The organism is Bifidobacterium sp. LH_730 (assembly GCF_056355835.1).
In genome coordinates, this window is record NZ_JBKETB010000011.1 from 43,472 (window position 1) to 65,776 (window position 22,305).

At 63.4% G+C, this 22,305-nt stretch carries 16 protein-coding genes and 1 tRNA gene; 12 read left to right on the forward strand and 5 right to left on the reverse strand.

All coding sequences use genetic code 11. The annotated features are described in order from the left end of the window. Nucleotides 1-220: 220 nt before the first annotated feature. Nucleotides 221-310: transfer RNA gene (locus AC1AUD_RS11205), tRNA-Ser, on the reverse strand. Nucleotides 311-651: 341 nt separating this feature from the next. On the opposite strand from AC1AUD_RS11205, the gene AC1AUD_RS11210 reads away from it, so the two are divergent. From AC1AUD_RS11210 to rpsI, 6 genes are all read left to right on the forward strand, one after another. Further along, nucleotides 652-2,079 (forward strand): CapA family protein, encoded by a 1,428-nt coding sequence (locus AC1AUD_RS11210; protein ID WP_476574467.1) that lies wholly within the window; start codon nt 652-654, stop codon nt 2,077-2,079. 6 nt (nt 2,080-2,085) lie between these two features. Then, nucleotides 2,086-2,718, forward strand: coding sequence for an IMPACT family protein (locus AC1AUD_RS11215; protein WP_476574468.1), 633 nt, complete (start codon nt 2,086-2,088; stop codon nt 2,716-2,718). Nucleotides 2,719-2,767: 49 nt separating this feature from the next. Then, a complete protein-coding gene (locus AC1AUD_RS11220; RefSeq protein ID WP_476574469.1) occupies nt 2,768-3,412 on the forward strand; it encodes an AbrB family transcriptional regulator in 645 nt (214 codons plus the stop codon). 167 nt (nt 3,413-3,579) lie between these two features. Continuing rightward, on the forward strand, nt 3,580-5,769 hold the full coding sequence (gene malQ, locus AC1AUD_RS11225; protein ID WP_476574470.1) for a 4-alpha-glucanotransferase: 2,190 nt from the start codon (nt 3,580-3,582) through the stop codon (nt 5,767-5,769). Nucleotides 5,770-5,978: 209 nt separating this feature from the next. Beyond that, a complete protein-coding gene (rplM, locus tag AC1AUD_RS11230; protein ID WP_476574471.1) occupies nt 5,979-6,428 on the forward strand; it encodes a 50S ribosomal protein L13 in 450 nt (149 codons plus the stop codon). Between the two features lie 21 nt (nt 6,429-6,449). Continuing rightward, complete coding sequence (gene rpsI / locus AC1AUD_RS11235) at nt 6,450-6,941, forward strand: 30S ribosomal protein S9 (RefSeq protein WP_476574472.1); 492 nt, start codon at nt 6,450-6,452, stop codon at nt 6,939-6,941. A gap of 83 nt (nt 6,942-7,024) precedes the next feature. On the opposite strand, the gene glgX is transcribed toward rpsI, so the two are convergent. Further along, nucleotides 7,025-9,592, reverse strand: coding sequence for a glycogen debranching protein GlgX (glgX, locus tag AC1AUD_RS11240; RefSeq protein WP_476574473.1), 2,568 nt, complete (start codon nt 9,590-9,592; stop codon nt 7,025-7,027). Nucleotides 9,593-10,145: 553 nt separating this feature from the next. Here glgX and AC1AUD_RS11245 point away from each other — a divergent pair. From AC1AUD_RS11245 to AC1AUD_RS11260, 4 genes are all read left to right on the forward strand, one after another. Next, nucleotides 10,146-11,183 carry a zinc-dependent alcohol dehydrogenase family protein gene (locus AC1AUD_RS11245; protein WP_476574474.1) on the forward strand — a complete coding sequence of 346 codons (1,038 nt, stop codon included), beginning with the start codon at nt 10,146-10,148 and terminating at the stop codon, nt 11,181-11,183. A gap of 37 nt (nt 11,184-11,220) precedes the next feature. Continuing rightward, entirely contained in the window at nt 11,221-12,492 is a 1,272-nt protein-coding gene (locus AC1AUD_RS11250; protein WP_476574475.1) for an MFS transporter, read from the forward strand. 47 nt (nt 12,493-12,539) lie between these two features. After that, on the forward strand, nt 12,540-15,077 hold the full coding sequence (locus tag AC1AUD_RS11255) for a glycoside hydrolase family 31 protein (protein ID WP_476574476.1): 2,538 nt from the start codon (nt 12,540-12,542) through the stop codon (nt 15,075-15,077). 102 nt (nt 15,078-15,179) lie between these two features. Next, a complete protein-coding gene (locus AC1AUD_RS11260) occupies nt 15,180-15,578 on the forward strand; it encodes a VOC family protein (RefSeq protein WP_476574477.1) in 399 nt (132 codons plus the stop codon). Nucleotides 15,579-15,678: 100 nt separating this feature from the next. On the opposite strand, the gene AC1AUD_RS11265 is transcribed toward AC1AUD_RS11260, so the two are convergent. Next, nucleotides 15,679-16,245: a hypothetical protein gene (locus AC1AUD_RS11265; RefSeq protein WP_476574478.1), complete on the reverse strand. Its 567-nt coding sequence runs from the start codon at nt 16,243-16,245 to the stop codon at nt 15,679-15,681. A 227-nt stretch (nt 16,246-16,472) separates the two neighbouring features. Beyond that, nucleotides 16,473-17,504: a LacI family DNA-binding transcriptional regulator gene (locus AC1AUD_RS11270; RefSeq protein WP_476574479.1), complete on the reverse strand. Its 1,032-nt coding sequence runs from the start codon at nt 17,502-17,504 to the stop codon at nt 16,473-16,475. A gap of 282 nt (nt 17,505-17,786) precedes the next feature. On the opposite strand from AC1AUD_RS11270, the gene AC1AUD_RS11275 reads away from it, so the two are divergent. Both AC1AUD_RS11275 and AC1AUD_RS11280 read left to right on the forward strand, forming a co-directional pair. Then, nucleotides 17,787-19,070: an MFS transporter gene (locus tag AC1AUD_RS11275; RefSeq protein WP_476574480.1), complete on the forward strand. Its 1,284-nt coding sequence runs from the start codon at nt 17,787-17,789 to the stop codon at nt 19,068-19,070. Nucleotides 19,071-19,101: 31 nt separating this feature from the next. Further along, nucleotides 19,102-21,633 carry a glycoside hydrolase family 31 protein gene (locus tag AC1AUD_RS11280; RefSeq protein WP_476574481.1) on the forward strand — a complete coding sequence of 844 codons (2,532 nt, stop codon included), beginning with the start codon at nt 19,102-19,104 and terminating at the stop codon, nt 21,631-21,633. A gap of 262 nt (nt 21,634-21,895) precedes the next feature. Here the strand turns inward: AC1AUD_RS11280 and AC1AUD_RS11285 are convergent, their stop codons facing one another. After that, nucleotides 21,896-22,024 carry a hypothetical protein gene (locus AC1AUD_RS11285; RefSeq protein WP_476574482.1) on the reverse strand — a complete coding sequence of 43 codons (129 nt, stop codon included), beginning with the start codon at nt 22,022-22,024 and terminating at the stop codon, nt 21,896-21,898. Nucleotides 22,025-22,305: the final 281 nt, after the last annotated feature.

Consider the following 22,305-nt stretch of genomic DNA (forward strand, 5'->3'; position numbering starts at 1 on the left):
CCCGCTGACTGGCCCCAAGGGGGCATGTCAAATGGCCCATGCTCGCATGGGCCGGGCCTTGACCTGCCTTCATTGCATACCTAAGCGAGTGCCTATATCGCGGCAAGCATGGGATGGCCGTCATGGATTGGTGAGGGACAACCAGGGACCCTCTGAGAGCCGTCTGTTTCCAACGGTTCGGCTATGAAAAAGGGATTCCGCGAAACCGCGGAATCCCTGGTGGCGGAGTCAGAGGGATTCGAACCCTCGAGCCGCTAACGCGACTAACACCTTAGCAGGGTGCCCCTTTCGGCCACTCAGGCATGACTCCGGTGCGCATTGGAGCGCAACAGCAGTCCACTCTACCATCTGCGGTGGATGAGACGCGCCGCATGGTGCAAAAAGAGTTATCCGGACCACGCCGCATGGCGGGACATCACACGAGAAAACGTGCGGGCGATGCGAGTCTCGGGGAATGGTAACGGAGTCGGAGGTACGTCCTTGTCCGTCCGCCTCCGTGGGTCAGCATAGCAATACCCCATCCGAAAAAACGGATGGTTCCGTATGCGGCATATCGGCTGTCGGACATCGATATCGCGTGGATGTTCGACGGCAGACGCGAGGCGGCGACGGCAGCATGGACGTGTAGACTCGGCCGTAGGATGACGCGCCATGGCGGCAGACGCAGGGCGCGGCGCAACATGGGAGAGGACGATGGTGGGGCATATCAGAGGCGAAGGTCAGCATGCGAGGCGGGCCGGCATGGGCGCCGGTCGATCCAGGGGCATGCGCCGGGGCTTGTCGATTCCGGTCCTTGCCGCGATCGCCGCGCTGACCGCGTTGCTGGTCTTCGCCATGACCTTCGGCGCGCTCACGCTGGCCGGCCGTCGCATGCCGACCGCCGGCACGCCGAATGTGACCGACACCATCGATGCACCGAACACGACCGCCACCCGTCGTGCCGTGCCCGAACCCGTCGAAGAGCACCACGGCAACTCCCCGGACTGCCCCGACACCGACTGCATCGCCCTGCTGGTCAACGGGGACTTGCTTTTCCACGCGGGACTGTGGAACCAATATGCCGGCCTGAATACGGCCGCCACCGATGGCACCGCCTTCGACTTCACCGGACTGTTCGAACCCATGCGCCGATACATCGACGCCTCCGACATCGCCGTCTGTGAATTCGAGACCCCCATCGCCCAGCGCGGCGGGCCGTATTCCGCATATCCGATCTTCGCGATTCCGCCCGAGGTCGCCGACGCGGCGGCCAAGGTAGGATACGACGCCTGCACGCACGCCACCAACCATTCCTGGGACCAGGGCGCCGAGGGCATCGCGCGCCTGTGGGACACTCTCGAATCCAACGGCATCGCCCAGACCGGTTCCTACAAAACCGAGGCCGACTCCCTCAAGCCCTTGGTCATCGACTCGCCCACCGGCGGCGGCAAGCTCGGCCTGGTCACCGGCACCGTGTCCCTCAACGGCATGACCGCCGACCAGGACTGGCAGGTCGACCGGCTGCGCGACGCCGGCGACCCGAACCACCAGGCCGACATCGACCGAGCCGTCGCCAAGGCGAAGGCCGCGCGCGAGCAGGGTGCCGACGTGGTGGCGATGGCCATGCACTCGGTGCAGGAATACATCGACTACGCCGACTCATGGCAGGTCTCCGAGGCGCATGCGCTCGCCGACACCGGCGCCTTCGACGTGATCTATGGCGCGGGCTGCCATTGCGCGCAGCCGATCGAGAACTACAACGGCACCTGGATCGTCTACGGCCTGGGCAATGCGGTCACCGAATCGGCGCCCGCCGGCCAGACCATCGTCAACAACCAGGGCGTGACCGCGCGCATCCAGTTCGCGGGCCGGCGCGGCGTGGCGGGTTCGTGGCGCGTCAGCCGCATCGACTGGCTGCCCACCGCCAACGAACGGCAGGGACGCTATGTGTGGTGTCCGATAGCCTCGGACCGGCCCGACGGCGCCTGTTGGAATGATGAACAGGACGCGCAGGTGCGCGAGCGCATCCGCGGCGTGATCTATGCGATGGGCGCCGATCCGAACATCGTGCGCGAATGGCGCATCAGCGACGAAAGGTAGCGGTCGATGCGCACGATAACGCAGACCCCCGCGGCGCCGGCAAGCGCCAGCCTGACGGAGAAGAAGTCGGAGTTCATCGGTGACGCCGCGCACATCGATTCGCTCGACGAGGCGTTGGCCTTCGTCGAATCGGTGCGCGAGCGGCATCCCAAGGCCCGGCACGTCGCCTACGCCGCCGTGTGCGGGGGAGCCGACGGACGCATGGCCGAGCGCATGAGCGACGATGGCGAACCCTCGGGCACCGCGGGCAAGCCGATTCTGGATGTGCTGCGCCAGGGGGGCGTGACCGACGCGGTGGTGACGGTCACGCGGTATTTCGGCGGTATTCTGCTGGGTTCCGGCGGACTGATCCGGGCCTATTCCTCCGCCGCGTCCCTGGCCGTCAAGGCGGCCACGATGGCGCGGATCGTGGCTTGCCAACGCTACCGAATGCGGCTCGAATACCCGCAGCTGGCGCGGTTCCAGCAGCTGCTGGCCGGCGTCGGCGGGCAACAGTCCGAGGAGTCCTATGCCGAGGCCGTCGAACTGACGGCCACCGTGCCGCAGTCAGAGACGGCCGTCTTCGAGGAACGCGTGCGCGAGTCGTTCAACGCCTCCGTCGTCCCGGTGCCGCTCGAATTGGTCAACCTCGCGCTGTGAGAGGTCGGATGGCGGGCGGGCATGCCGCCATTGGCCTACACTGGTGGCTATGACCGATACCCCTGAGACCGCCGGGACCGCCGAAAACGCCGGGAGCGGATCCGCCGGCTTCGAGCCGCTGACCGTGGCCTACGAACGTCTGCGCCATTCCACCGATTCCGCCGAACTGAGCGAATTCGCGCGGCGTCCACTGCCCGACCGCGCCGATCAGTCCGCGTTCTCCCGCGCCACCGCATTGCTCGAGGCCGTGGCGGGCAACCTCAGCACGCCGGTCGAGGACCGCATCCATCTGGGCGAGTCGATGCCCTTCCCGAATGTGCTCGTCAAGCTTTCCGAGGATCCGGAGCCCGCTGTGCGCATGGCCGTGGCCGGCAACACCGACGACAAGAACTGGCTGGTCGGCCGCCTCACCAAGGATCCGGTGCCCGAGGTGCGCGACAAGGCGCTGACCAACAAGCGCACATCATGGAAGATGCGCCTCGAAGGCGCGCAGAACCCGGATGTGGACGCCGAGACGCTGGACTTCCTCGGCGCGCTCGGCACCGACAACGAACCGGATGCGCCCACGGTGCTCACCTCGATGGTGCGTCGTGCCGTCGCGCTCAATCCGAACTGCTCTCCGCGTATGCTCGCCAAACTCGCCGACGATCCCTCGCCCGAGGTGCGGCGAGCCGTCGCCTCGCGCAAGGCCTGAGCCTGGATCGGATCGGAGGGCCCGGTCTCGTCCGCCGGCGATTCGCGGGCGTGTGATGGAACCAACCCGGCCCTTGGTCGGGGTCGGTTCCGTCCGGCCGCGACACACCGTCCGAACCCCGTCATCGCATGGGCGTGCCATGCTTTCCTGTGATTACACTGGAAAACATGACACAACACACGGAAAGCCCCGACCGGCTCGCCAGGCCTCTGATCCGCCTGGCCCGGATGGTGGGGGTCGCCACCAGCTATGTCGGCATGAGCGACGACTACCACGAGATCGACGACGATGTCCTCGTGGGTGTGCTCGCCGCGCTCGGCATCGACGCCGCGACGCCCGACGCCATCGAACGCTCCATCCGCTCCATCCTCGACGACCGGCACAGCCGTCTCGTGGCCCCGACCGTGCTGCATACGGTCGGCCAGGCCGATACGGTCATGGTCAACGCCGGCATCATGGAGATCCCGACCGCCACCATTACGCTTGAGGACGGCGGGCAATACCAGGGAGACCTTGCGACCGAGCCCGCCGCAGGAAAGCCCTATGAGTACGCCGGCAAGTTCATCTTCCCCGTCGCGCTGAGGCTTCCCGCCGACCTGCCCGCCGGATACCACACGCTCCACGTCGAGGTCGCCGGCCGCCGTCAGGACGCGACGCTGGTCAGCGCGCCCGCCGAGGTGCCGATGCTCGACGGCATGCGCGAAGGCCATCTGTGGGGATGGATGGAGCAGATGTATTCGGTGCGCTCCGCCGGATCGTGGGGCGTCGGCGACTTCGAGGATCTGAAGCGCACGCTGGTCGATGCGCGCCGCGCCACCGGCGCCGACTTCGTGCTCGTCAACCCGGTGCATGCCGCCGAACCCGTCGCGCCGCTCACCCCCTCGCCATACCTGCCGATTTCACGGCGCTTCGTCAACTTCACCTATATCCGCCCCGAGGCCGTGCCGGAATACGCCGGCCTCGACCAGGACACGCGCGCACAGGTCGATGGGCTGCACGCCGGCGTCGCCGCGCTGAACGCCAACCCCGAGCACATCGACCGCGACGCCATGTGGGTCGCCAAGATGCGCGCCCTGTGGCTGATCTTCAAGGCCGGCCGCCCCGAGGCGCGCCAGGCCGAGTTCGACGCCTACAAGGCCGCCGCCGGCGATGGACTCGAGGCTTACGCCACATGGTGCCTGTGCTACGACAAGTGGGGCGCCCCCGACGGCACCGACGCCAACTGGGAGAAGTCGCTGAGCAAGGATTCGCCCGAGATCGCCGGATTGCGCGGGCAGTATCCCGACACACTCGACTTCTACCGCTGGCTCGAATGGGTCGCCGTCGAACAGCTCAACGCCGCGCAGCAGGCCGCGCGCGAGGCCGGCATGCCCATCGGCATCATGGCCGACATGGCCGTGGGCGTCCATCCGCTCGGCGCCGACGTGTGGTGGAACCCGCAGCGCTTCGCCAAGGGTGCGACGGTTGGCGCACCGCCGGATATGTTCAATCAGCAGGGCCAGGATTGGAGCCAGCCGCCGCTGAACCCTCTCGATCTCGAGGCCACTGGATACGAGGCCTACCGCGCGATGGTGCGAGACACCTTCGCCCACGCCGGCGCGGTGCGCATCGACCATATCCTCGGCCTGTTCCGCCTGTGGTGGATTCCCTCCGGACGCCGCCCGCTCGACGGCGCCTACGTCCATTACGACGCCGACACCATGCTCGGCATCCTTGCGCTCGAGGCCGAACGCGCCGGCGGCGTGGTCGTCGGTGAGGATCTTGGCGTCGTGCCCGCCCATGTGGCCGACTCGCTGTCCGCGCACGGAGTGCTCGGATGTGCGGTCGAATGGTTCGAACAGTTCGACGGCACCTTCCGCAAGCCCCAGGCCTACCGTCCGTATGCGCTTGCCTCGGTCAACACGCATGATCTGCCGCCGGCGGTCGGATATCTCGAATACGAGCACGTCCATCTGCGCGAGCGTCTGGGACTGCTGGAAGAGGGCGGCGAAGCCTTCGAACGCTCCGCGCGCGCCGAACAGGACGCCATGGTCGCGATGCTCGTCGAGAACGGATATCTTGATCCCGCGGTGGCCGAGCGGCGTGCCGCCGGAGCGGATGGCGAGGCGCTGGCGGAGGTGAACCGCGCCATCGTCGAGGCGCAGTATCGCGCGCTCAAGGATTCGCCGTGCAAACTGCTTGCGGCATCGTTGACCGACGCGGTGGGGGAGCGGCGCGCGCAGAACCAGCCCGGCACCAACAACGAGTATCCGAACTGGCGCATCCCGCTGGCCGACGGAACCGGCGCATCCGTGCCGTTGGAGGGCCTGTTCGAGCGCGTCGACGTGCAGCGTCTCGCCGCCATCATGCGCGGCTGAACAAGGCCTTGGGTTTGTCGTCGGTGGCGATATACTAGTGGATTGTTGTGTTTCCCTAAGGGGTCCTTCAAAGCGCTTTCCCACTCGCCATCGAGGACTTTCAGGGAGCCCACGGATAAAGAGGTTCCAAGCCTCCCGTGCGCGCGTCCTAACCACACGCACGCCGGGCAGCCGCGAACCCGGAACACAATGAAAGAAAAGGTAGAACAGTGAAGACCTTCACTCCGAAACCAGCTGATCTGACTCACGACTGGTACATCGTGGACGCCACCGATGTGGTGCTCGGCCGCCTCGCCACGCAGGTCGCGAACCTGCTGCGCGGCAAGAACAAGCCGACCTACGCGCCGCACGCCGATTCCGGCAACCACGTCATCGTCATCAACGCCGAGAAGATCGCTCTGACCGGCAACAAGATGGGCAAGGAACTCTACGCGCACTCCGGCCGCCCCGGTGGCCTGCGCCGCGACACCTACGCCCAGCTGCTCGCGAACAAGCCGGAGCGCATCATCACCTCCGCCGTCAAGGGCATGCTGCCGAAGAACCGTCTTGCCAAGGTGCAGCTGGGCCGTCTGCGCGTCTTCGCCGGCGACCAGCATCCGCACACCCCGCAGAAGCCCCAGGTCTTCGAGATCAAGCAGATCTCGCAGCAGGCCAAGTGAACCGAAGGGAGATAAAGAATCATGGCTGAAAACACCAACGCCCCCGCGGTTCAGGAGACCGAAGAGGAGCTCACCAGCTACACCACCGAGACCAACGCCGGCGCTGGCACCGGCACCTCCGCGATCGAGCCGGGCTACGGCACCGGTCGTCGCAAGGAAGCCGTCGCCCGCGTGCGTCTGGTTCCCGGCTCGGGCAAGTGGACCATCAACGGCCGCACCCTGGAGGAGTACTTCCCCTCCAAGCTGCTGCAGCGCGAGGTCAACTCCCCGATCGTGCTCCTGAAGCTCGAAGGCAAGTTTGACGCGATCATCCTCGTTGACGGTGGCGGCACCACCGGCCAGGCCGGCGCCATCCGCCTCGGCGTGGCTCGCGCGCTCAACGCCATCGACCGCGACGCCAACCGTGCCGCCTTGAAGAAGGCCGGCATGCTGACCCGCGACTCCCGCGTGGTCGAGCGCAAGAAGGCCGGTCTGCACAAGGCCCGCCGCGCTCCGCAGTTCTCGAAGCGCTGATTTTCGCGACTTTCGCATATCGAAGCCCCTCGGTTCGAGGTTTTTCTCGGCCGAGGGGCTTTCGTATATTCGCTGGGCCCGCGCTAGTTCTGCCGGAACAACGATATGCTCAGCGCCGGCATCGTCCACATGTTCATATCCTCCGTCTCGTCCTGTTGCGGGAGCACCGATGCGGGTGCCGTCGGAGAGGCCGGGGCGTCGGCGACGGACCGGGCGGCGGACCGGACCGTCTGCGTCGCGCCGGTCTTCGGCTTGTTGTTCTTGGCGCCCGTCCTAGGCGTCTCCGCGGCTTTGTTCGCGGCCTTGGACGTGTCCGAACCTGTTCCCTCTCGCGCCGCTTCCTCGACCAACCGCCGTATCTCGCTGTCGGAGGGCACGTTCAGCGTCCATTCCGACACCTCGTCGCCCAGCATCAGATCCTCCACGCGATTGCCTTGCGCCGGCCGCTGCCCGGTCGACTCGGCCGAACTCCACAGGCACCGCCATTCGCTGTCGGCGGGCAGGCGGAAGCCCGTGTCCTCGTTGACTCCGTTGACCACCAGCAGCACGTCCGTTTCGCTGTTCGACAGCAGTCGCATCACGAAGCTGCGCACGGTGTGGTCGAACCAATCGCGTTCCATCGGCGTGGTGCCGTCGGGCAGGAACCATTGCACACGGCTCGACGGCTTCAGCAGCCCGAGCTGCGTGAGGCGTGTGAAGAAATCCTCGTGGTGGAACAGATCCAGCGATTTGCGCAGTGATATCAGCCTCGACACCGTGTCGAGCCGGCGCATTTCGGGACTTTTCTCGGTCTCATACAGCCAGTCCCACTTGAGCCAGGTGATCGGATTGTCTTGCGAATAGGCGTTGTTGTTGCCGTCCTGCGTGTTGCAGAACTCGTCGCCGGCCAGCATCATCGGCGTGCCCAGGCCCAGCAGCAACGTGCCGAGCATATTCATCGCCGCGCGTTCGCGCTTGGTCTCGACCTGCCGGTCGTCGCTCGGCCCCTCGACGCCGAAGTTCACGGAATGGTTCACATTCGAGCCGTCGTTATTGTGTTCGCCGTTGGACTCGTTGTGCTTGACCGCATACCGCGTCAGATCGGTGAGCGTGAAGCCGTCGTGGCATGACACGTAGTTGATCGACGAGGCGGCGCCGCGCCCCGGCTCGGTGGCGAACAGATCGGCCGAACCGCATAGGCGCGTGGCCATCTCCTGCATGCCGATATGTCCGCCTCCCGGGCCGGCCTCGACATCGGTGAGCCAGAACTGGCGCGTGGTGTCGCGGAAGCGGTCGTTCCATTCGCCGAAGGGCGAGCCGAACTGGCCCGTCCGCCAGCCTTGGTTGCCGAGGTCCCACGGCTCCATGATGAGCTTCAGATTGCCGAGCAGCATGTCGGATCGCAGCGCATAGAGGAACGGATGCTGGCTGGTGAACTCGCCGTCGAGCCTGGCCAGCGAAGCCGCCAGGTCGAAGCGGAATCCGTCGATGCCGATGCGTTTGGCCCAATATCGCAGCGAATCGATCGCGAAGGTGACCACATGCGTGTTCGAGAAGTCGAAGGTGTTGCCGCATCCGGTCGTATCCTCGAGCCGGCCGATGTTGTTCTTCTGCCGCCGGTAGTAGGCCAGCGAATCCAGTCCGCGCCAGCAGACGGTCGGCCCCTCGACCCCGCCCTCGCAGGTGTGGTTGTAGACGACGTCCATGATGATCTCGAAGCCGGCCTCGTGCAGCGCGCGCACCATGTCGATGACCTCTTGGCGCACGGCCGTCGCGCCCTTCTCGCGCGCCGCCTTCGTGGCGTAGGAGGGTTCCGGGGCGAAGTATCCGAGCGTCGAATACCCCCAGTAATTCGAGCGCCCGTGCTCCTGCAGGAACAGCTCGTCCTGCTTGGCTTGGATCGGCAGCAGTTCGAGCGAGGTGACGCCGAGGTTCTGCAGATAGCTCAGCGTGGTCGGATGCGCGAGCCCGGCATAGGTGCCGCGCAGCTCCTCGGGCAGCCACGGCGCCTGCGCGGTGAAGCCCTTGACATGCAGCTCGTAGATGACGGTTTTGCTCCACGGCACATGCGGATGGTCGGGATCGCCGTCGTGCTTGGTGACGTCGCGGTCGTCGATGGCGACGGAGACGGGCATGTGGCCGAGCGAATCTACGGTGCTCATCGGGCCGAACGCGGAGCCGCGCACGGTGCCGTCGGTCACATCGCATTCGTAGGAGAAGGCCGCCGGATGCAGTTCCATCTTCCCGTCGATGCCCTTGCCGTAGTGGTCGAGAAGGAGTTTGTTCGGATTGAAGCGCACGCCGTGTTTGGGGTCCCATGTGCCGTCGACGCGGTATCCGTATCGCATGCCATCCCACGCCTTGGGCAGGTGGACGTACCACAGTCCATAGTTGGGGCCGGACATGCGGAACAGCGTCTCGCGTACGTAGTGCTTCTCGATGATGCGCGAGCATACGGGGAATTCCTGGATCTGCTGTTTGAGGGGGATGCCAGGGGTGTCGAACAGGCGTATCGCGTTGCTGAAGAAGGCGCTGGGCTGATCGACGGGTTCGAGCACGCTCAGCCACACTTGGTCGGCGGTTTCCGAGCGCACGACGGCATCGGCGCCGCCGTCCTCGGTGAAGTACAGTCCGGGCCTCGTTGCGTACCGGTGCAATTTCGGATTTCTCATAACACCATTGTAGATGTGCCGCGTTTGGGCCCGCTATTTGTCGGCGTTGCCGCGTTGCGGCGATGCCGTGCCGCATCGCGGCGATGCGGGCACTCACCGCGCCAGATGCCGTCTGCCATGCCCGTCGGTTTTGTGCGGATCTCCGTTGGGTTCGTGCGAATCGCTGTCAGTTCTGCACGGATCTCTGCCGGGTTTGTGACGTGTGGTGTCACAAACCCGGCAGAGATCCGTATGAATCCGGTAGGGATTCGTATGAGGCTGACTGGGATCCGAACAAACCCGGCGGAGATATGCATGGATGCAGCGGTGGCCTGCGCGAGTCTGACGGTTCGACGGAACCTTGGACTCTCTTGACTGGGCGAATGTGTCCTATGGGCGGTGACAGGAGCTTGTGTAGGTAGCTGCGACACGCCATATAAATTAGTTTTAGAAAATGAATTTGCAAAATATGATAAAGAAAGTTATGCTGGTCCTCAACACCTCGCAAGGTTCGCGGGATGACAACGAAGACAACCAAGCTGACCCAGCGCTTTCGCTGAAGAAAGGAAACACCATGAAGGCTCTCGTGCTCACCGGCGTCAAGGAATTCGAGATGCAGGACCTGTCCACCCCCAGGATCGCGCCCGACGAGGTGCTGGTCAACACCGCCTATGCGGGCGTTTGTGGCACTGACCACGACCTCTACGCCGGACGCCCCGGTTCGGCTGCGGCCGTGCCTCCGATTGTGCTTGGCCATGAGAACTCCGGCGTCGTCGCCGCCGTGGGCGATGCTGTCACCAACGTCAAGCCTGGCGACCGTGTGGCCGTCGATCCGAATATCTACTGCGGCCAGTGCGAGTTCTGCCTCACCCAGCGCCCCGAGCTGTGCGACGATCTGTCTGCCGTGGGCGTCACCCGCAACGGCGGTCTGGCCGAGCAATTCACCGCGCCGGCCAGCGTGGTCTACAAGCTGCCCGACAATGTCTCCCTGCGCGACGCGGCAGCCATCGAACCTGTCTCCTGCGCCGTGCACGGCCTCGACCTGCTCAAGCTGCGCCCCTACCAGAAGGCCCTCGTGATCGGCGACGGCTTCATGGGCCAGATCTTCGCCCAGCTGCTGCAGGCCTACGGCGTGCACCAGGTGGACCTCGCCGGCATCTTCGACGAGAAGCTTGAGCGCAACAAGGAGCTCTTCGGCGTCGCCGAGACCTTCAACACCACTCGCGAGGAGATTCCCGCAGATTCCTACGACGTGATCGTCGAGGCCGTGGGTCTGCCCGCCACGCAGGCGCAGGCCGTCGCCGCCGCCAAGAAGGGCGCGCAGGTGCTGATGTTCGGCGTGGGGCCGGCCGAGGCACATTTCGAGATGAACACCTATGACATCTACAAGAAGCAGCTCACGATCCAAGGCTCCTTCATCAACCCGCTGACCTTCCGCGACGCCATCTCGCTGATCTCCGCCGGCAAGATGAACATCGGCGGCCTCATCAGCCACGAACTCGACCTGACCCAGGTGCAGGACTTCCTCGACGGCAAGATCCAGGGCGTCTCCAAGGCCGTCGTCAAGATCGGTGACTTCGATTGCGTCAGCGCCGGTGATGTGTTGGCCTGATTCGTTCAACGGTATGCAAAGAAGAAAGGGGATAATCATGCTTGATGAGAGGGAAACAGCGCAAGCGGCGGTGCCGGCGCAGCGCACAATGGGGGCTGATAACTGGCGGTTCCTCGCGGGGTTCCTTGCCTGGGCAATATGCAATGCCATCGCGTTCTATATGACCGTGTCCATCATGCTTCCGCAGAGGCTTAAGGACATCGGCGTCGCCAACCCGGATGCCACGCTGGGAACGATCAACGCTGCCGGCGCCATCCTGTCCATTTTCTATGCGGTGTTCATCGGCGCGTTCTCCGACCGCACACGTTCGCGTTTCGGCCGTCGCACTCCGTGGATCGTCCTGGGGGCGGTGCTTTATGCGGTGGCATTCTGGGTCATCGGTCTTCCGACATCCGGTCTGACCATTGGACTCGCCTATTGCATCGGCTTGATCGGCCTGAACGCTGTGCAGGCGCCGGTGCTCACCATCGTCTCGGATCGGGTGTCTGAGGGCTTCCGTGCCACTGCTTCCGCGGCATTGGGCGGCGGCAATGTGGTCGGGCAGGCCATCGGCATGCTCATCGCCTCGTTCTTCATCACGCGCATGCAATTAGGTTTTGTCGTCGCGGCGTTGTTCGCGCTCGCTTCCGGCTGGTTGAGCATGGTGCTTATTCCCCGCGAACCTTCGAGCAAGGATATGCCGAGGGAGGAAGGCAATGCCGGTCAGGTCGTCGTCCGCGCACTCACCCCGCCCACCAAGGGCGCCGGGGATTTCTGGAAGGCGTTCCTGTGCCGCACCTGCCTCATCGTCGCCTATCAGATGATTACCTCGTATCAGCTGTATATTCTGCAGGATCATGTCGGTCTCGATAAGGTGAATGCCGCGGCGGCGATTTCGGTGATGGCCATCATCACGATGATCGTGTCCTTCGTCGCGTCCGCTGTCTCCGGGCCGATCTCCGACGTGATCAAACGTCGCAAGCCACCCATCCTCATCGCCTGTGTGCTGTATGCCATCGGCATCGCGATGCCGTGGATTTTCCCGAATGTCATGGGCATGTATCTGTTCGCCGGCATCGCCGGTTTCGGCTACGGCATGTATATGGCCGTCGACCAAGCCCTCAACGTCGACGTGCTGCCGAACAAGGCGGATGCGGGCAAGGACCTTGGCATCCTCAACATCGCCACTTGCGCGGGGCAGGCCATTGGCTCGTTCATCACGTCCTCCATCGTCACACTTACGCATAACTACAACATCGTGTTCCCCACGGCCATTGTCATTGCGATGCTCGCCGGCGTGGCGGTTATGACGATTCGCCGTATCAAATAGCAATCCACAAGACCCACTAACCTGTGTTTGTGAACAAAGGAGTTTCCATGGTAGACGCCAACCTCTTCTCCCTAAATGCGTTGAAAGCCCGTCCGGCGATGAATCCCGACACCGTTATCCAGGGCGATCATTGGCGCATCGGCGTGATTACCGATGCCCTCATCCGCTTGGAATGGTCTGATTCCGGCCGTTTCGTCGACGATGCCACGCAGATGGCGCTCGTGCGAGACTTCGGCGACAAGCCGAACTTCACTGTCATCGAACGTGACGGATGGCTGGAGATCGATACCCCCAGTCTGCATCTGTCCTATAATCAGCGCGAGTTTTCCGCGGAAGGCTTGTATGCCACGGTCAAGAACGTCAATGCGATCGACAACACCTGGCATTACGGCGATGAGCAGCGCCGCAACCTCGGCGGCACCTACCGCACGCTGGACTTCACCAACGGCCGCATCCCGCTTGACCCGGGTGTCAACGGCACGGATGGCTGGGCGGTGATCGATGATTCGAAGTCCAACGTCATCCGTGAGATGGCACAGGTGAATGGCAAGGAGAACCCCTTCGGCACGTGGGTGATGCCCAAGCCCGAGCCGACCATCGATTGCTATCTGTTTGCCTACGGGCATCGTTACCGCGAAGCTGTGCACGATTTCTATCGCCTTACCGGGCCGACCCCGCTGTTGCCGAGGTTTGTGTTGGGCAACTGGTGGAGCCGGTACCACCGTTATACGGAAGACGAATATCGCGCGCTTGTCGAGCGTTTCGAGGCCGAGGGTATTCCGTTCACCACCGCGGTCATCGATATGGATTGGCATTTGGTGGATGACGTGGATCCGAAGTATGGCTCAGGCTGGACCGGATACACGTGGAATCGTGAGTTTTTCCCCGATCCCGAGCGGTTCCTCGGTTGGTTGCGTGAGCATGGCATGAAGACCACGCTTAATGTGCACCCGAAGGATGGCGTCCGCGCCTTCGAGGAGCATTATCCGGAAGTTGCCGAGGCGATGGGCATTGATCCGGAGACCGAGGAGGCGGTGCAGTTCGATCTGACCGATCCGAAGTTCATGGAGACATATTTCGACAAGTTGCATCATCCGATGGAGGACGAGGGCGTCGATTTCTGGTGGCTCGATTGGCAGCAGGGCGGCCTGACCCGCCAGCCTGGCCTCGACCCGCTGTGGGGTCTGAACCATTTGCACTATCTCGATTCGGCGCGCGCCGACAGCAGCGAGTATACGCAGCGTAATCCGCGTCCGTTGACCTTCTCGCGCTATGCGGGTCCGGGTTCGCACCGTTACCCGGTCGGTTTCTCCGGCGATACCGTGGTGAGTTGGGACTCCCTTAAGTTCCAGCCGGAATTCACCGCCTGTGCCTCGAATATCGGCTATGGCTGGTGGAGCCACGATATCGGCGGCCATATGTTCGGCTACCGTGACGAGGAGCTGGAGGCCCGCTGGTATCAGCTGGGCGCGTTCAGTCCGATCAACCGCCTGCACTCGACCGACTCACCGTTTAACGGCAAGGAGCCGTGGAACTTCCACGGCGATGTCTCGAAGGCGATGACCGCCGCGCTGCGCCTGCGTCACGCGATGCTGCCGTATCTCTATACGATGAACCGCCGCGCCGCCGTCGAGGGCGAGCCGCTGGTGCAGCCGCTGTATTGGGACTATCCCGAGATCCGCGATGCATACAAGCTCACGGATGAGTTCCGTTTCGGCACTGAGCTGCTGGTCGCGCCGATTGTCGATCCGGCCGACCGGGAGGCGCAGCGCGCCAAGGCTGACGTGTGGTTGCCGCAGGGGGAGTGGTTCGATTTCTTCGACGGGCGCCGCTATGTTTCGCGTCCTTCTGGCGGCCGCCGTTTGGAGGCTTGGCGTGACCTCGACCGTGTGCCGGTGTTCGCCAAGGCCGGTGCGATTGTGCCGTTGCAAAAGCCTGCTGAGGGTGAGGCGCTGAACTCAGTCGCCAATCCGTGTGCAATGCGGGTTTTGGTGTTCCCGGGGGCGTCCGGTTCGTTCACCCTCTGGGAAGACGATGGCGCGTCCGAGGCGAAGGCGCGCTGGGCTTCCACCGAACTGAGCCTGACATTGCCTGGCACGGAGGGGAATGGACGGGCTGTGTTCCGCGTCGCTCCGGTGGCCAGCGCGGCCGATGTCGTGCCCGCTGCGCGCAGTTGGGAACTGGTGTTCCGCGGCGTCGCGCCGGAGGCGATGCGTGATGTGACCATTCGGGTCGGAGGCGACGCCATCGATGCCCCGTTGTCATATGACCGGACCACATTGAGCCTGGTCGTGAGCATTCCGACTGTCGCGGCCAAAGCGGGGATCGAGGTTTCCTTCGCCGGAGGTCTGACGATTGCCAAGGATCCGACACTTGAGGACGCCTTCGCCGTGCTCAAGGATGCGCAGATGTATTACCTCACCAAGGAACAGGCATACAAGGCTGTTCGGGAACTTGGCAAGGACGCCTTGCCGGCCCTTGGCACGCTTGAGAATCTGCATGGTGTGGACGAAAGCCGTTATCATGATTCGCATATGCCGCAAGCAGTGATCCAGGCCCTCGTCGAGGTGTTGACCCGTAACTAGACCGGCAACTCCATGTGAGGAAAGACGGTCCGCCAGTGAATGTCTCCTTGCTGGCGGACCAGTCAAGCGATAAATCAAACATTCCTTCGGAAAGGAACATCCATGACCCAGCCAATGACCGCATTCACCACCGACTTTCAGCACTCCGGCATGCCTGCCAAGGATCTCGACGAAACCATCGAGTTCTACACCACGAAGCTTGGCTTCGAAGTGGCCGGCATCTTCAAGAACGGCGAGAACCGTTGCGCCTTCCTGCGCTACGGTCACCTGACCATCGAAACCTGGGAGGGCGACCCTGCGCCGATGACCACCGGTGCCATCAACCACTGGGCGTTCGACACCCCGGATATCGAGGCCGCCTTCGCCAATGCGCAGGAACTGGGATTGTCGATCAAGGAACACGAGATTCAGTCCATCCCGACCTTCTGGGACAACGGCATCCGCTATTTCAACGTCACCGGCCCCAACGGCGAGACCATCGAGTTCTGCCAGATCGTCTGAGCAGTTCATGTGTTACCATGGCTGCGAAGCCAGCCGCTGAGGCGGATATGGAAGTTGGAGCCGGTGCGTCCCGTGGTTGTCATGGGCCCCGGCTCCGGCGTTACGCAGCGGAAATTTGTTCCATGAGCACATGGTCGTGTATAAACGGCGAATAATCCGCTATTCCGCATATTGTGCTGCCATACGTTCCCAGCACGGCATCCGGAATCCATAAGAGCGGATCTTGGTCGCCTTTGAGATGTTCGACCCGTAGCCCCACCAGCCTTCCTTGTTGACGCATGCCACGCACCAGTGAAATGTCGCGGTCGTTCTCGCGTTGTGAGCGACTTTCCAAACATAATGCGGATATGCCACTGGATTCCAAGAAAGGCAGTAGTCGTTCCATGCATTTGCGCCGGCATCGTTCCTCCTTGCCGGGGCGCAAGACTTCGCTGCATACGATGCAATGCCATGAGTCGAACGATTCGAGAAGCTTGATGGTGGAACGACGTGTTCGGTCCGACATCTCCCGCCAGTGCAATTTTGATGAGCCAGCAGGTTTGGCTGCATTGAGCTGTTGGCGGACTTCGTCGAAATCGGAGTCAATCAGCGATGCGCCCAAAAGATACAGAGGTTGGCTGAGGTTGTTGGAACGTATGCTCTCGTCGCCCCATGCGATGGCGGTCATGCCAACCTCCCCTCCTGCGCCGTTGGTGTATCGAGCATAGCAGGGGCATCTGGCCGCAAAATTGTATGTTGTGTCTGATTGCGATGTGGGCTTAGCGAGAATTGTGCACTTGGTCCAAGAATTGTGTATCTCCTGCATCGCATGGGCACTGAAATCCCCATGTTTTCGGCAGGCTTCTGCCGGAGTCGATACACAATTTACGGGTCAAGTGCACAATTCTTGCGCCGTTAGACGCGGCGGGTACTGCCTCGGGCGATGACGGTCGGGCGCAGCACCTCATGCGGCGCGTCCAACGCTTCGCCCCGCATCAGGGTCAGTGCCATCTGCCCGCAGCGACGGCCCATCTCCAGTGGATTCTGATGCAGCGAGGTCAGTCCCGCGATGGGGGCCAGCGCGGAGTCGTCGAAGCCGACCACGGACAGATCGTCGGGAACGGAGACTCCCAAGCGCTTGAGATGCGCCATCAGCATCATCGCGATCTCGTCGGATACCGCGCACAGCGCCGTCGGGCGGCTGCCATCGGAGACGATGCGGGTGGCGACGGTCCCCATCGCCTCCTCCTGCGAACGGTAGTGTTCCAACGAATCCACGTCGTAGACGACGACGTCACCCGCATCGAGTCCGAGGCGTTCGGCCGCATGTATGAAGGCGTCGCGCCGCAGCTGCGCGCTGAAGGAGAAACCCTCGGGTTCGGGGGCGGTGGCGTAGCCGATGCGTCGATGGCCGAGGGAGAGCAGCAGCCGCAGGGCGTCCTCCATGGCGGCGTTCTCATCGAGCCGGACGGAGGCGTCGAATCCGTCCGAGGAGCTTGAATCCAAGCCGATCGCGGGAATGGTGAGCTGTCGCAGCGCCTCGCTCTGCCGCTCGTCGATGCGCACCGAGCACACGATGATGGCATCGGCGTTGCGGTTGCCGGGCAGTCCTTCGAAGAATTCGTCGAAACGGTCGCGCTTGTCCGCCACGATGGGCACCACATCGTAGCCATGCGGGGCAAGCGCCTGTCGGCAGCCTTCGAGCACCGAGGCGTTGAACCAGGTGTTCACCGGCCGAACGAACAGCACCGGAATCCGCATGGTGCGCCCGGATGCCAGCGAGGATGCCGTTCGGGACAGGGAGAAATGCAGGGATTTGGCCGCGTCCTCGACACGTCGTCGTGTGGAGGGAGACACCCGTCCGACGCCGCGCAGGGCGCGTGAGGCCGTCGAATCGGATACGCCGGCGGCAATCGCCACGTCGTGAAGGCTTGGGTTCGGCACCATCGGCTCCTGTGATTTGGTTGGAATCGCGCGTCTGGCAGCGCTTGCTCATCTTCATCGTAGGACTTTCCGGCTTGGAATATGGCCCGACACGCCGGTTTTGCATACGCTTGCGCAAGCGCTATCATTTTTATCACAACTTCACTGAGATGTGGAGCAGTGCCCAATATAATTGTTGTTTTCAAAGAAGAGAAAAACCAAGTGTATGCAGATGCTGTCGGTTTTGCGCAACCGTTGCGCAAGCGCTGCCGCAAAAACCGTTGGGTCTGTGGAAAGGAGATGACAATGGCCAGTGGAGCCGATGTCGCCAAGAACGGCGGCGTGATGACGGAGGGAACCGAGGATATCTCGAAGCTCACCAAGTTCAGGTTCCTGGGTGGCTTCATCGTGTGGGCCCTCTGCGGCAACGTGGCGTTCTACATGGTGGTTTCGATCATGATTCCGCAGAGGCTCAAGGACATCGGCGTCGCCAACCCGGATGCCACGCTGGGCGCGATCAACGCCGCCGGCGCTCTCCTGTCCATCTTCTACGCGGTGTTCATCGGCGCGTTCTCCGACCGCACGCGCTCCCGCCTCGGTCGGCGCACCCCGTGGATCATCTTCGGCTCGGTGATGTATGCCGTGATGTTCTACCTGATCAGCCTTCCGTCCTCCGGCCTGCTCATCGGCCTGGCCTACTGCGTCGGTCTGATCGGCTCCAATGCCATCCAGGCACCGATGTTCACCATTGTTTCCGACCGCGTGCCCAAGAACTTCCGCGCCACCGTCTCGGCGGCCCTCGGCGGCGGCAATGTCGTCGGTCAGGCCATCGGCATGCTGCTCGCCTCCTTCTTCATCACCCGCATGCAGCTGGGCTTCACCGTGGCGGCGATTCTCGCCTTCCTGTGCGGCGTCGGCAGCCTGCTCGTGCTGCCTCGCGAGCCCTCTTCCCTCGACATGCCGCGTGAGAAGGAATCCGCGCTGCGCGTCATCATCAAGGCCCTCACCCCGCCCACCAAGAACGCCAGCGACTTCTGGAAGGCGTTCCTGTGCCGCTCCTTCCTGATCGTCGCCTACCAGATGATCACCTCCTACCAGCTCTACATCATGCAGGACCACATCGGCCTGCCGAAGGTCGCCGCCGCCTCCGCGATCTCCGTGATGGCGATCATCACCATGGTCGTCTCCTTCGTCGCCACCGCGCTCGCCGGCCCGCTGTCCGATGTGATCGGCCGTCGCAAGCCCCCGATCCTCATCGCCTGCGTCTTCTACGCCATCGGCATCGCGATGCCGTGGATCTTCCCGAACGTCATGGGCATGTATCTGTTCGCCGGCATCGCGGGCTTCGGCTACGGCATGTATCTGTCGGTCGACCAGGCGCTCAACGTCGACGTGCTGCCGAACAAGGAGGACGCCGGCAAGGACCTCGGCATCCTCAACATCGCCACCTGCGCGGGCCAGGCCGTCGGTTCCTTCGTCACCTCTACCATCGTGACCGTGACCGGCAACTACAACTTTGTGTTCCCTGTGGCCATCCTGTTGGCGGCGCTCGCCGGCGTGACGGTCATGTCCATCAAGCGCATCAAGTAAGCCCAACATCCCCCACGAAAGGAACAGCATCATGGTCGATGCCACCGCATTCTCGCTCGCCGCGCTCAAGGCGCATCCCGCGATGAACCCCGACTGCACCATCACCGGCGACCATTGGCGCATCGGCGTCATCACCGAGGCGCTTGTCCGCTTCGAATGGTCCGACTCCGGCAGCTTCGTCGACGACGCCACGCAGATGGCGCTGGTGCGCGACTTCGGCGAGCAGCCGTGGTTCGCCGTCACCGAGCGCGACGGCTGGCTGGAGATCGATACCCCCAGCCTGCATATCTCCTACAACCAGCGCGAATTCTCCGCGGAAGGCCTCTACGCCACCGTCAAGAACGTCAACGCGGTGGACAACACTTGGCACTACGGAGACGTGCAGTGCCGCAATCTCGGCGGCACCGCCCGCACGCTGGACTGCGCCGACGGCCGCATCCCGGTCGATCCGGGCGTCTGCGGCGTGGACGGCTGGGCGGTGATCGACGACTCGAAGTCCAATGTCATCCGCGAGATGGCTGAGGTGGGCGGCAAGCCGAATCCCTTCGGCACCTGGACGACCCCCAAGGCCGAGCCGACGACGGACTTCTACCTGTTCGCCTATGGTCACCGCTATCGCGAGGCCGTGCACGACCTCTACCGCCTGACCGGCCCGACCCCGCTGCTGCCGCGCTGGGCGCTGGGCAACTGGTGGAGCCGCTACTATCGCTACACCGAGGAGACCTACAAGGCGCTTATGGAGCGCTTCGAGGCCGAGGGCATCCCGTTCACCACCGCCGTCATCGACATGGACTGGCACTTGGTGGATGACGTCGATCCCAAGTACGGCTCCGGCTGGACCGGATACACGTGGAACCGCAAGTTCTTCCCCGATCCCGAGCGGTTCCTGGCATGGCTGCGCGGACATGGCATGAAGACCACGGTCAACGTGCACCCGAAGGATGGCATCCGTGCTTTCGAGGAGCGCTATCCCGAGGTCGCCGAGGCGATGGGCATCGACCCGAAGAGCGAGGAGGCGGTGCAGTTCGACCTGACCGATCCGAAGTTCATGGAGACGTATTTCGACAAACTGCATCATCCGATGGAGGATGAGGGCGTTGATTTCTGGTGGCTTGACTGGCAGCAGGGCGGTGTGACCCGTCAGCCCGGTCTGGATCCCCTGTGGGGTCTGAATCATCTGCACTTCCTGGATTCCGGGCGCGAGGACGGCAGCGCGCACGCCGAGCGCAACCCGCGTCCGCTGACCTTCTCGCGTTACGCCGGCCCCGGCTCGCACCGTTATCCGGTCGGTTTCTCCGGCGATACCGTGATCTCCTGGGATTCGTTGAAGTTCCAGCCCGAGTTCACCAACTGTGCCTCGAATATCGGCTATGGCTGGTGGAGCCATGATATCGGCGGCCATATGTTCGGCTACCGCGACGAGGAACTGGAGGCCCGTTGGTATCAGTTGGGCGCGTTCAGTCCGATTAACCGCCTGCATTCCAACGATTTCGCTTTCAATGGCAAGGAGCCGTGGAACTATCATCCCGAGGTGGCCGCGGCGATGACCGCCGCGCTGCGCCTGCGCCACGCGATGCTGCCGTATCTTTACACGATGAACCGCCGCGCCGCCGTCGAGGGCGAGCCGCTGGTGCAGCCGCTGTATTGGGATTATCCCGAGGTGAAGGACGCCTACCGTGTCACGGATGAGTTCCGTTTCGGCACCGAGCTGCTGGTCGCGCCGATCGTCGATCCGGCCGACAAGGTCGCGATGCGTGCCAAGGCCGATGTGTGGCTGCCGCAGGGGGAGTGGTTCGACTTCTTCGACGGGCGCCGCTATGTCTCCCGCCCGGCCGATGGACGGCGTATGGAGGTCTGGCGCGACCTCGACCGCATGCCGGTGTTCGCCAAGGCCGGCGCGATCGTGCCGCTGCAGATGCAGGCCGAGGATGAGGCGCTGAACTCCGTGGCCAATCCGAAGGCTATGCAAGCCGTGGTGTTCCCGGGCGCCTCCGGCTCGTTCACGCTGTGGGAGGATGACGGCGCGTCCGAGGCGAAGGTCCGCTGGGCTTCCACCGAGCTGAGCCTGGCGCTGGGAGAGAGCGGCGGTTCGGCCGTGTTCCGCATCGCCCCGGCGGCCGGTGCGCTTGACGTCCTGCCCGCCGAGCGCAGCTGGGAGCTGGTGTTCCGCGGCGTCGCACCCGAAAGCCAGGACGGCCTCACGGTGACGGTCGGCGGACGCTCCGTCGAGGCGGAGGCCTCCTATGACTGGGCCACGCTGAGTCTCAAGGTGCGTGTGCCCGCCGCCTCGCCCAAGGCCGGCGTCGAGGTCGCGTTCCCCGCGGGGCTGCCGGTGGCCGACGACCCGCTCGAAGCGGACGCCTTCGCCGTGCTCCGTGACGCGCAGATGTATTACCTCACCAAGGAGAACGCCTACAAGGCCGTCCAGGAGCAGGGCAGGAACGCGCTCGCCGCACTCGGCGCGCTGGAGAACCTCAAGGGCGTGGGCGAACGCGAAAGCTACGACTCGCATATGCCCCAGCCGGTGCTCCGCGCCCTCACCGAGGTGCTGACCCGCAACTAGCGGCTGACTCAGGGCCGCTTCACGCGCCGCCCATCTCTCGACATCGTCTCCTTCCCGATGCCCCGCCGTGGCATCGGGAAGGAGACGTTTTTCGTTTATACGGGGTGCTGCATGGTACTGCGCAAATCCCAAGGCTTGCGGCACGCGCCGCTGCGGGTTCCCGGCAAATTCCGAACATGAAAAAACCGCCCTGTTGGCGGCTTTGTGATGAGGACTCCGTTGTCCCGTCGATATTCGTTGCTGTTCGTGCGGTTTCGCGGACTTACTTGATCTCGTCCATCTTCTCGAACGCGTCCACGACGGACTTGCTATAGCCGGCGGAGGCGAAGGCGCTCATGCCGCTGAAGGCGAAGCCGCGCTTGATGGAATCGAAGAACTTGTTCTTGTTCATGATGTTCCTTTCGTCATGTCCTTGTGCAGGGCGGTTGCATCAGCCGGATATCCCTGCTGACGGCATTGAGTATAGAACTGTCTCCCTACTTTTAGCAAAAGGCTTTATAAAACTGGTGTGTCGTGCGGGTGCTTTCCGACGGTTGTGCACGGAGTCCCCCCCGGGGGGGGGCTTGGGTCGGATGCCTCGGCGTGTCGCTCGAAATATACTGCAATTCAAGCGTTTTAACATCTGAAATCTCTAGATATATCGACTAGTTTGACATTTTTGCTGGTCAAGTT

Bases quoted from the DNA above. Each gene is read 5' to 3' on its own strand.
- AC1AUD_RS11210 (WP_476574467.1), top strand. From the start codon at position 652: ATGGCGGCAGACGCAGGGCGCGGCGCAACATGGGAGAGGACGATGGTG.
- AC1AUD_RS11215 (WP_476574468.1), top strand. From the start codon at position 2,086: ATGCGCACGATAACGCAGACCCCCGCGGCGCCGGCAAGCGCCAGCCTG.
- AC1AUD_RS11220 (WP_476574469.1), top strand. From the start codon at position 2,768: ATGACCGATACCCCTGAGACCGCCGGGACCGCCGAAAACGCCGGGAGC.
- malQ (WP_476574470.1), top strand. From the start codon at position 3,580: ATGACACAACACACGGAAAGCCCCGACCGGCTCGCCAGGCCTCTGATC.
- rpsI (WP_476574472.1), top strand. From the start codon at position 6,450: ATGGCTGAAAACACCAACGCCCCCGCGGTTCAGGAGACCGAAGAGGAG.
- glgX (WP_476574473.1), bottom strand. From the start codon at position 9,592: ATGAGAAATCCGAAATTGCACCGGTACGCAACGAGGCCCGGACTGTAC.
- AC1AUD_RS11245 (WP_476574474.1), top strand. From the start codon at position 10,146: ATGAAGGCTCTCGTGCTCACCGGCGTCAAGGAATTCGAGATGCAGGAC.
- AC1AUD_RS11250 (WP_476574475.1), top strand. From the start codon at position 11,221: ATGCTTGATGAGAGGGAAACAGCGCAAGCGGCGGTGCCGGCGCAGCGC.
- AC1AUD_RS11255 (WP_476574476.1), top strand. From the start codon at position 12,540: ATGGTAGACGCCAACCTCTTCTCCCTAAATGCGTTGAAAGCCCGTCCG.
- AC1AUD_RS11260 (WP_476574477.1), top strand. From the start codon at position 15,180: ATGACCCAGCCAATGACCGCATTCACCACCGACTTTCAGCACTCCGGC.
- AC1AUD_RS11265 (WP_476574478.1), bottom strand. From the start codon at position 16,245: ATGACCGCCATCGCATGGGGCGACGAGAGCATACGTTCCAACAACCTC.
- AC1AUD_RS11270 (WP_476574479.1), bottom strand. From the start codon at position 17,504: ATGGTGCCGAACCCAAGCCTTCACGACGTGGCGATTGCCGCCGGCGTA.
- AC1AUD_RS11275 (WP_476574480.1), top strand. From the start codon at position 17,787: ATGGCCAGTGGAGCCGATGTCGCCAAGAACGGCGGCGTGATGACGGAG.
- AC1AUD_RS11280 (WP_476574481.1), top strand. From the start codon at position 19,102: ATGGTCGATGCCACCGCATTCTCGCTCGCCGCGCTCAAGGCGCATCCC.
- AC1AUD_RS11285 (WP_476574482.1), bottom strand. From the start codon at position 22,024: ATGAACAAGAACAAGTTCTTCGATTCCATCAAGCGCGGCTTCGCCTTC.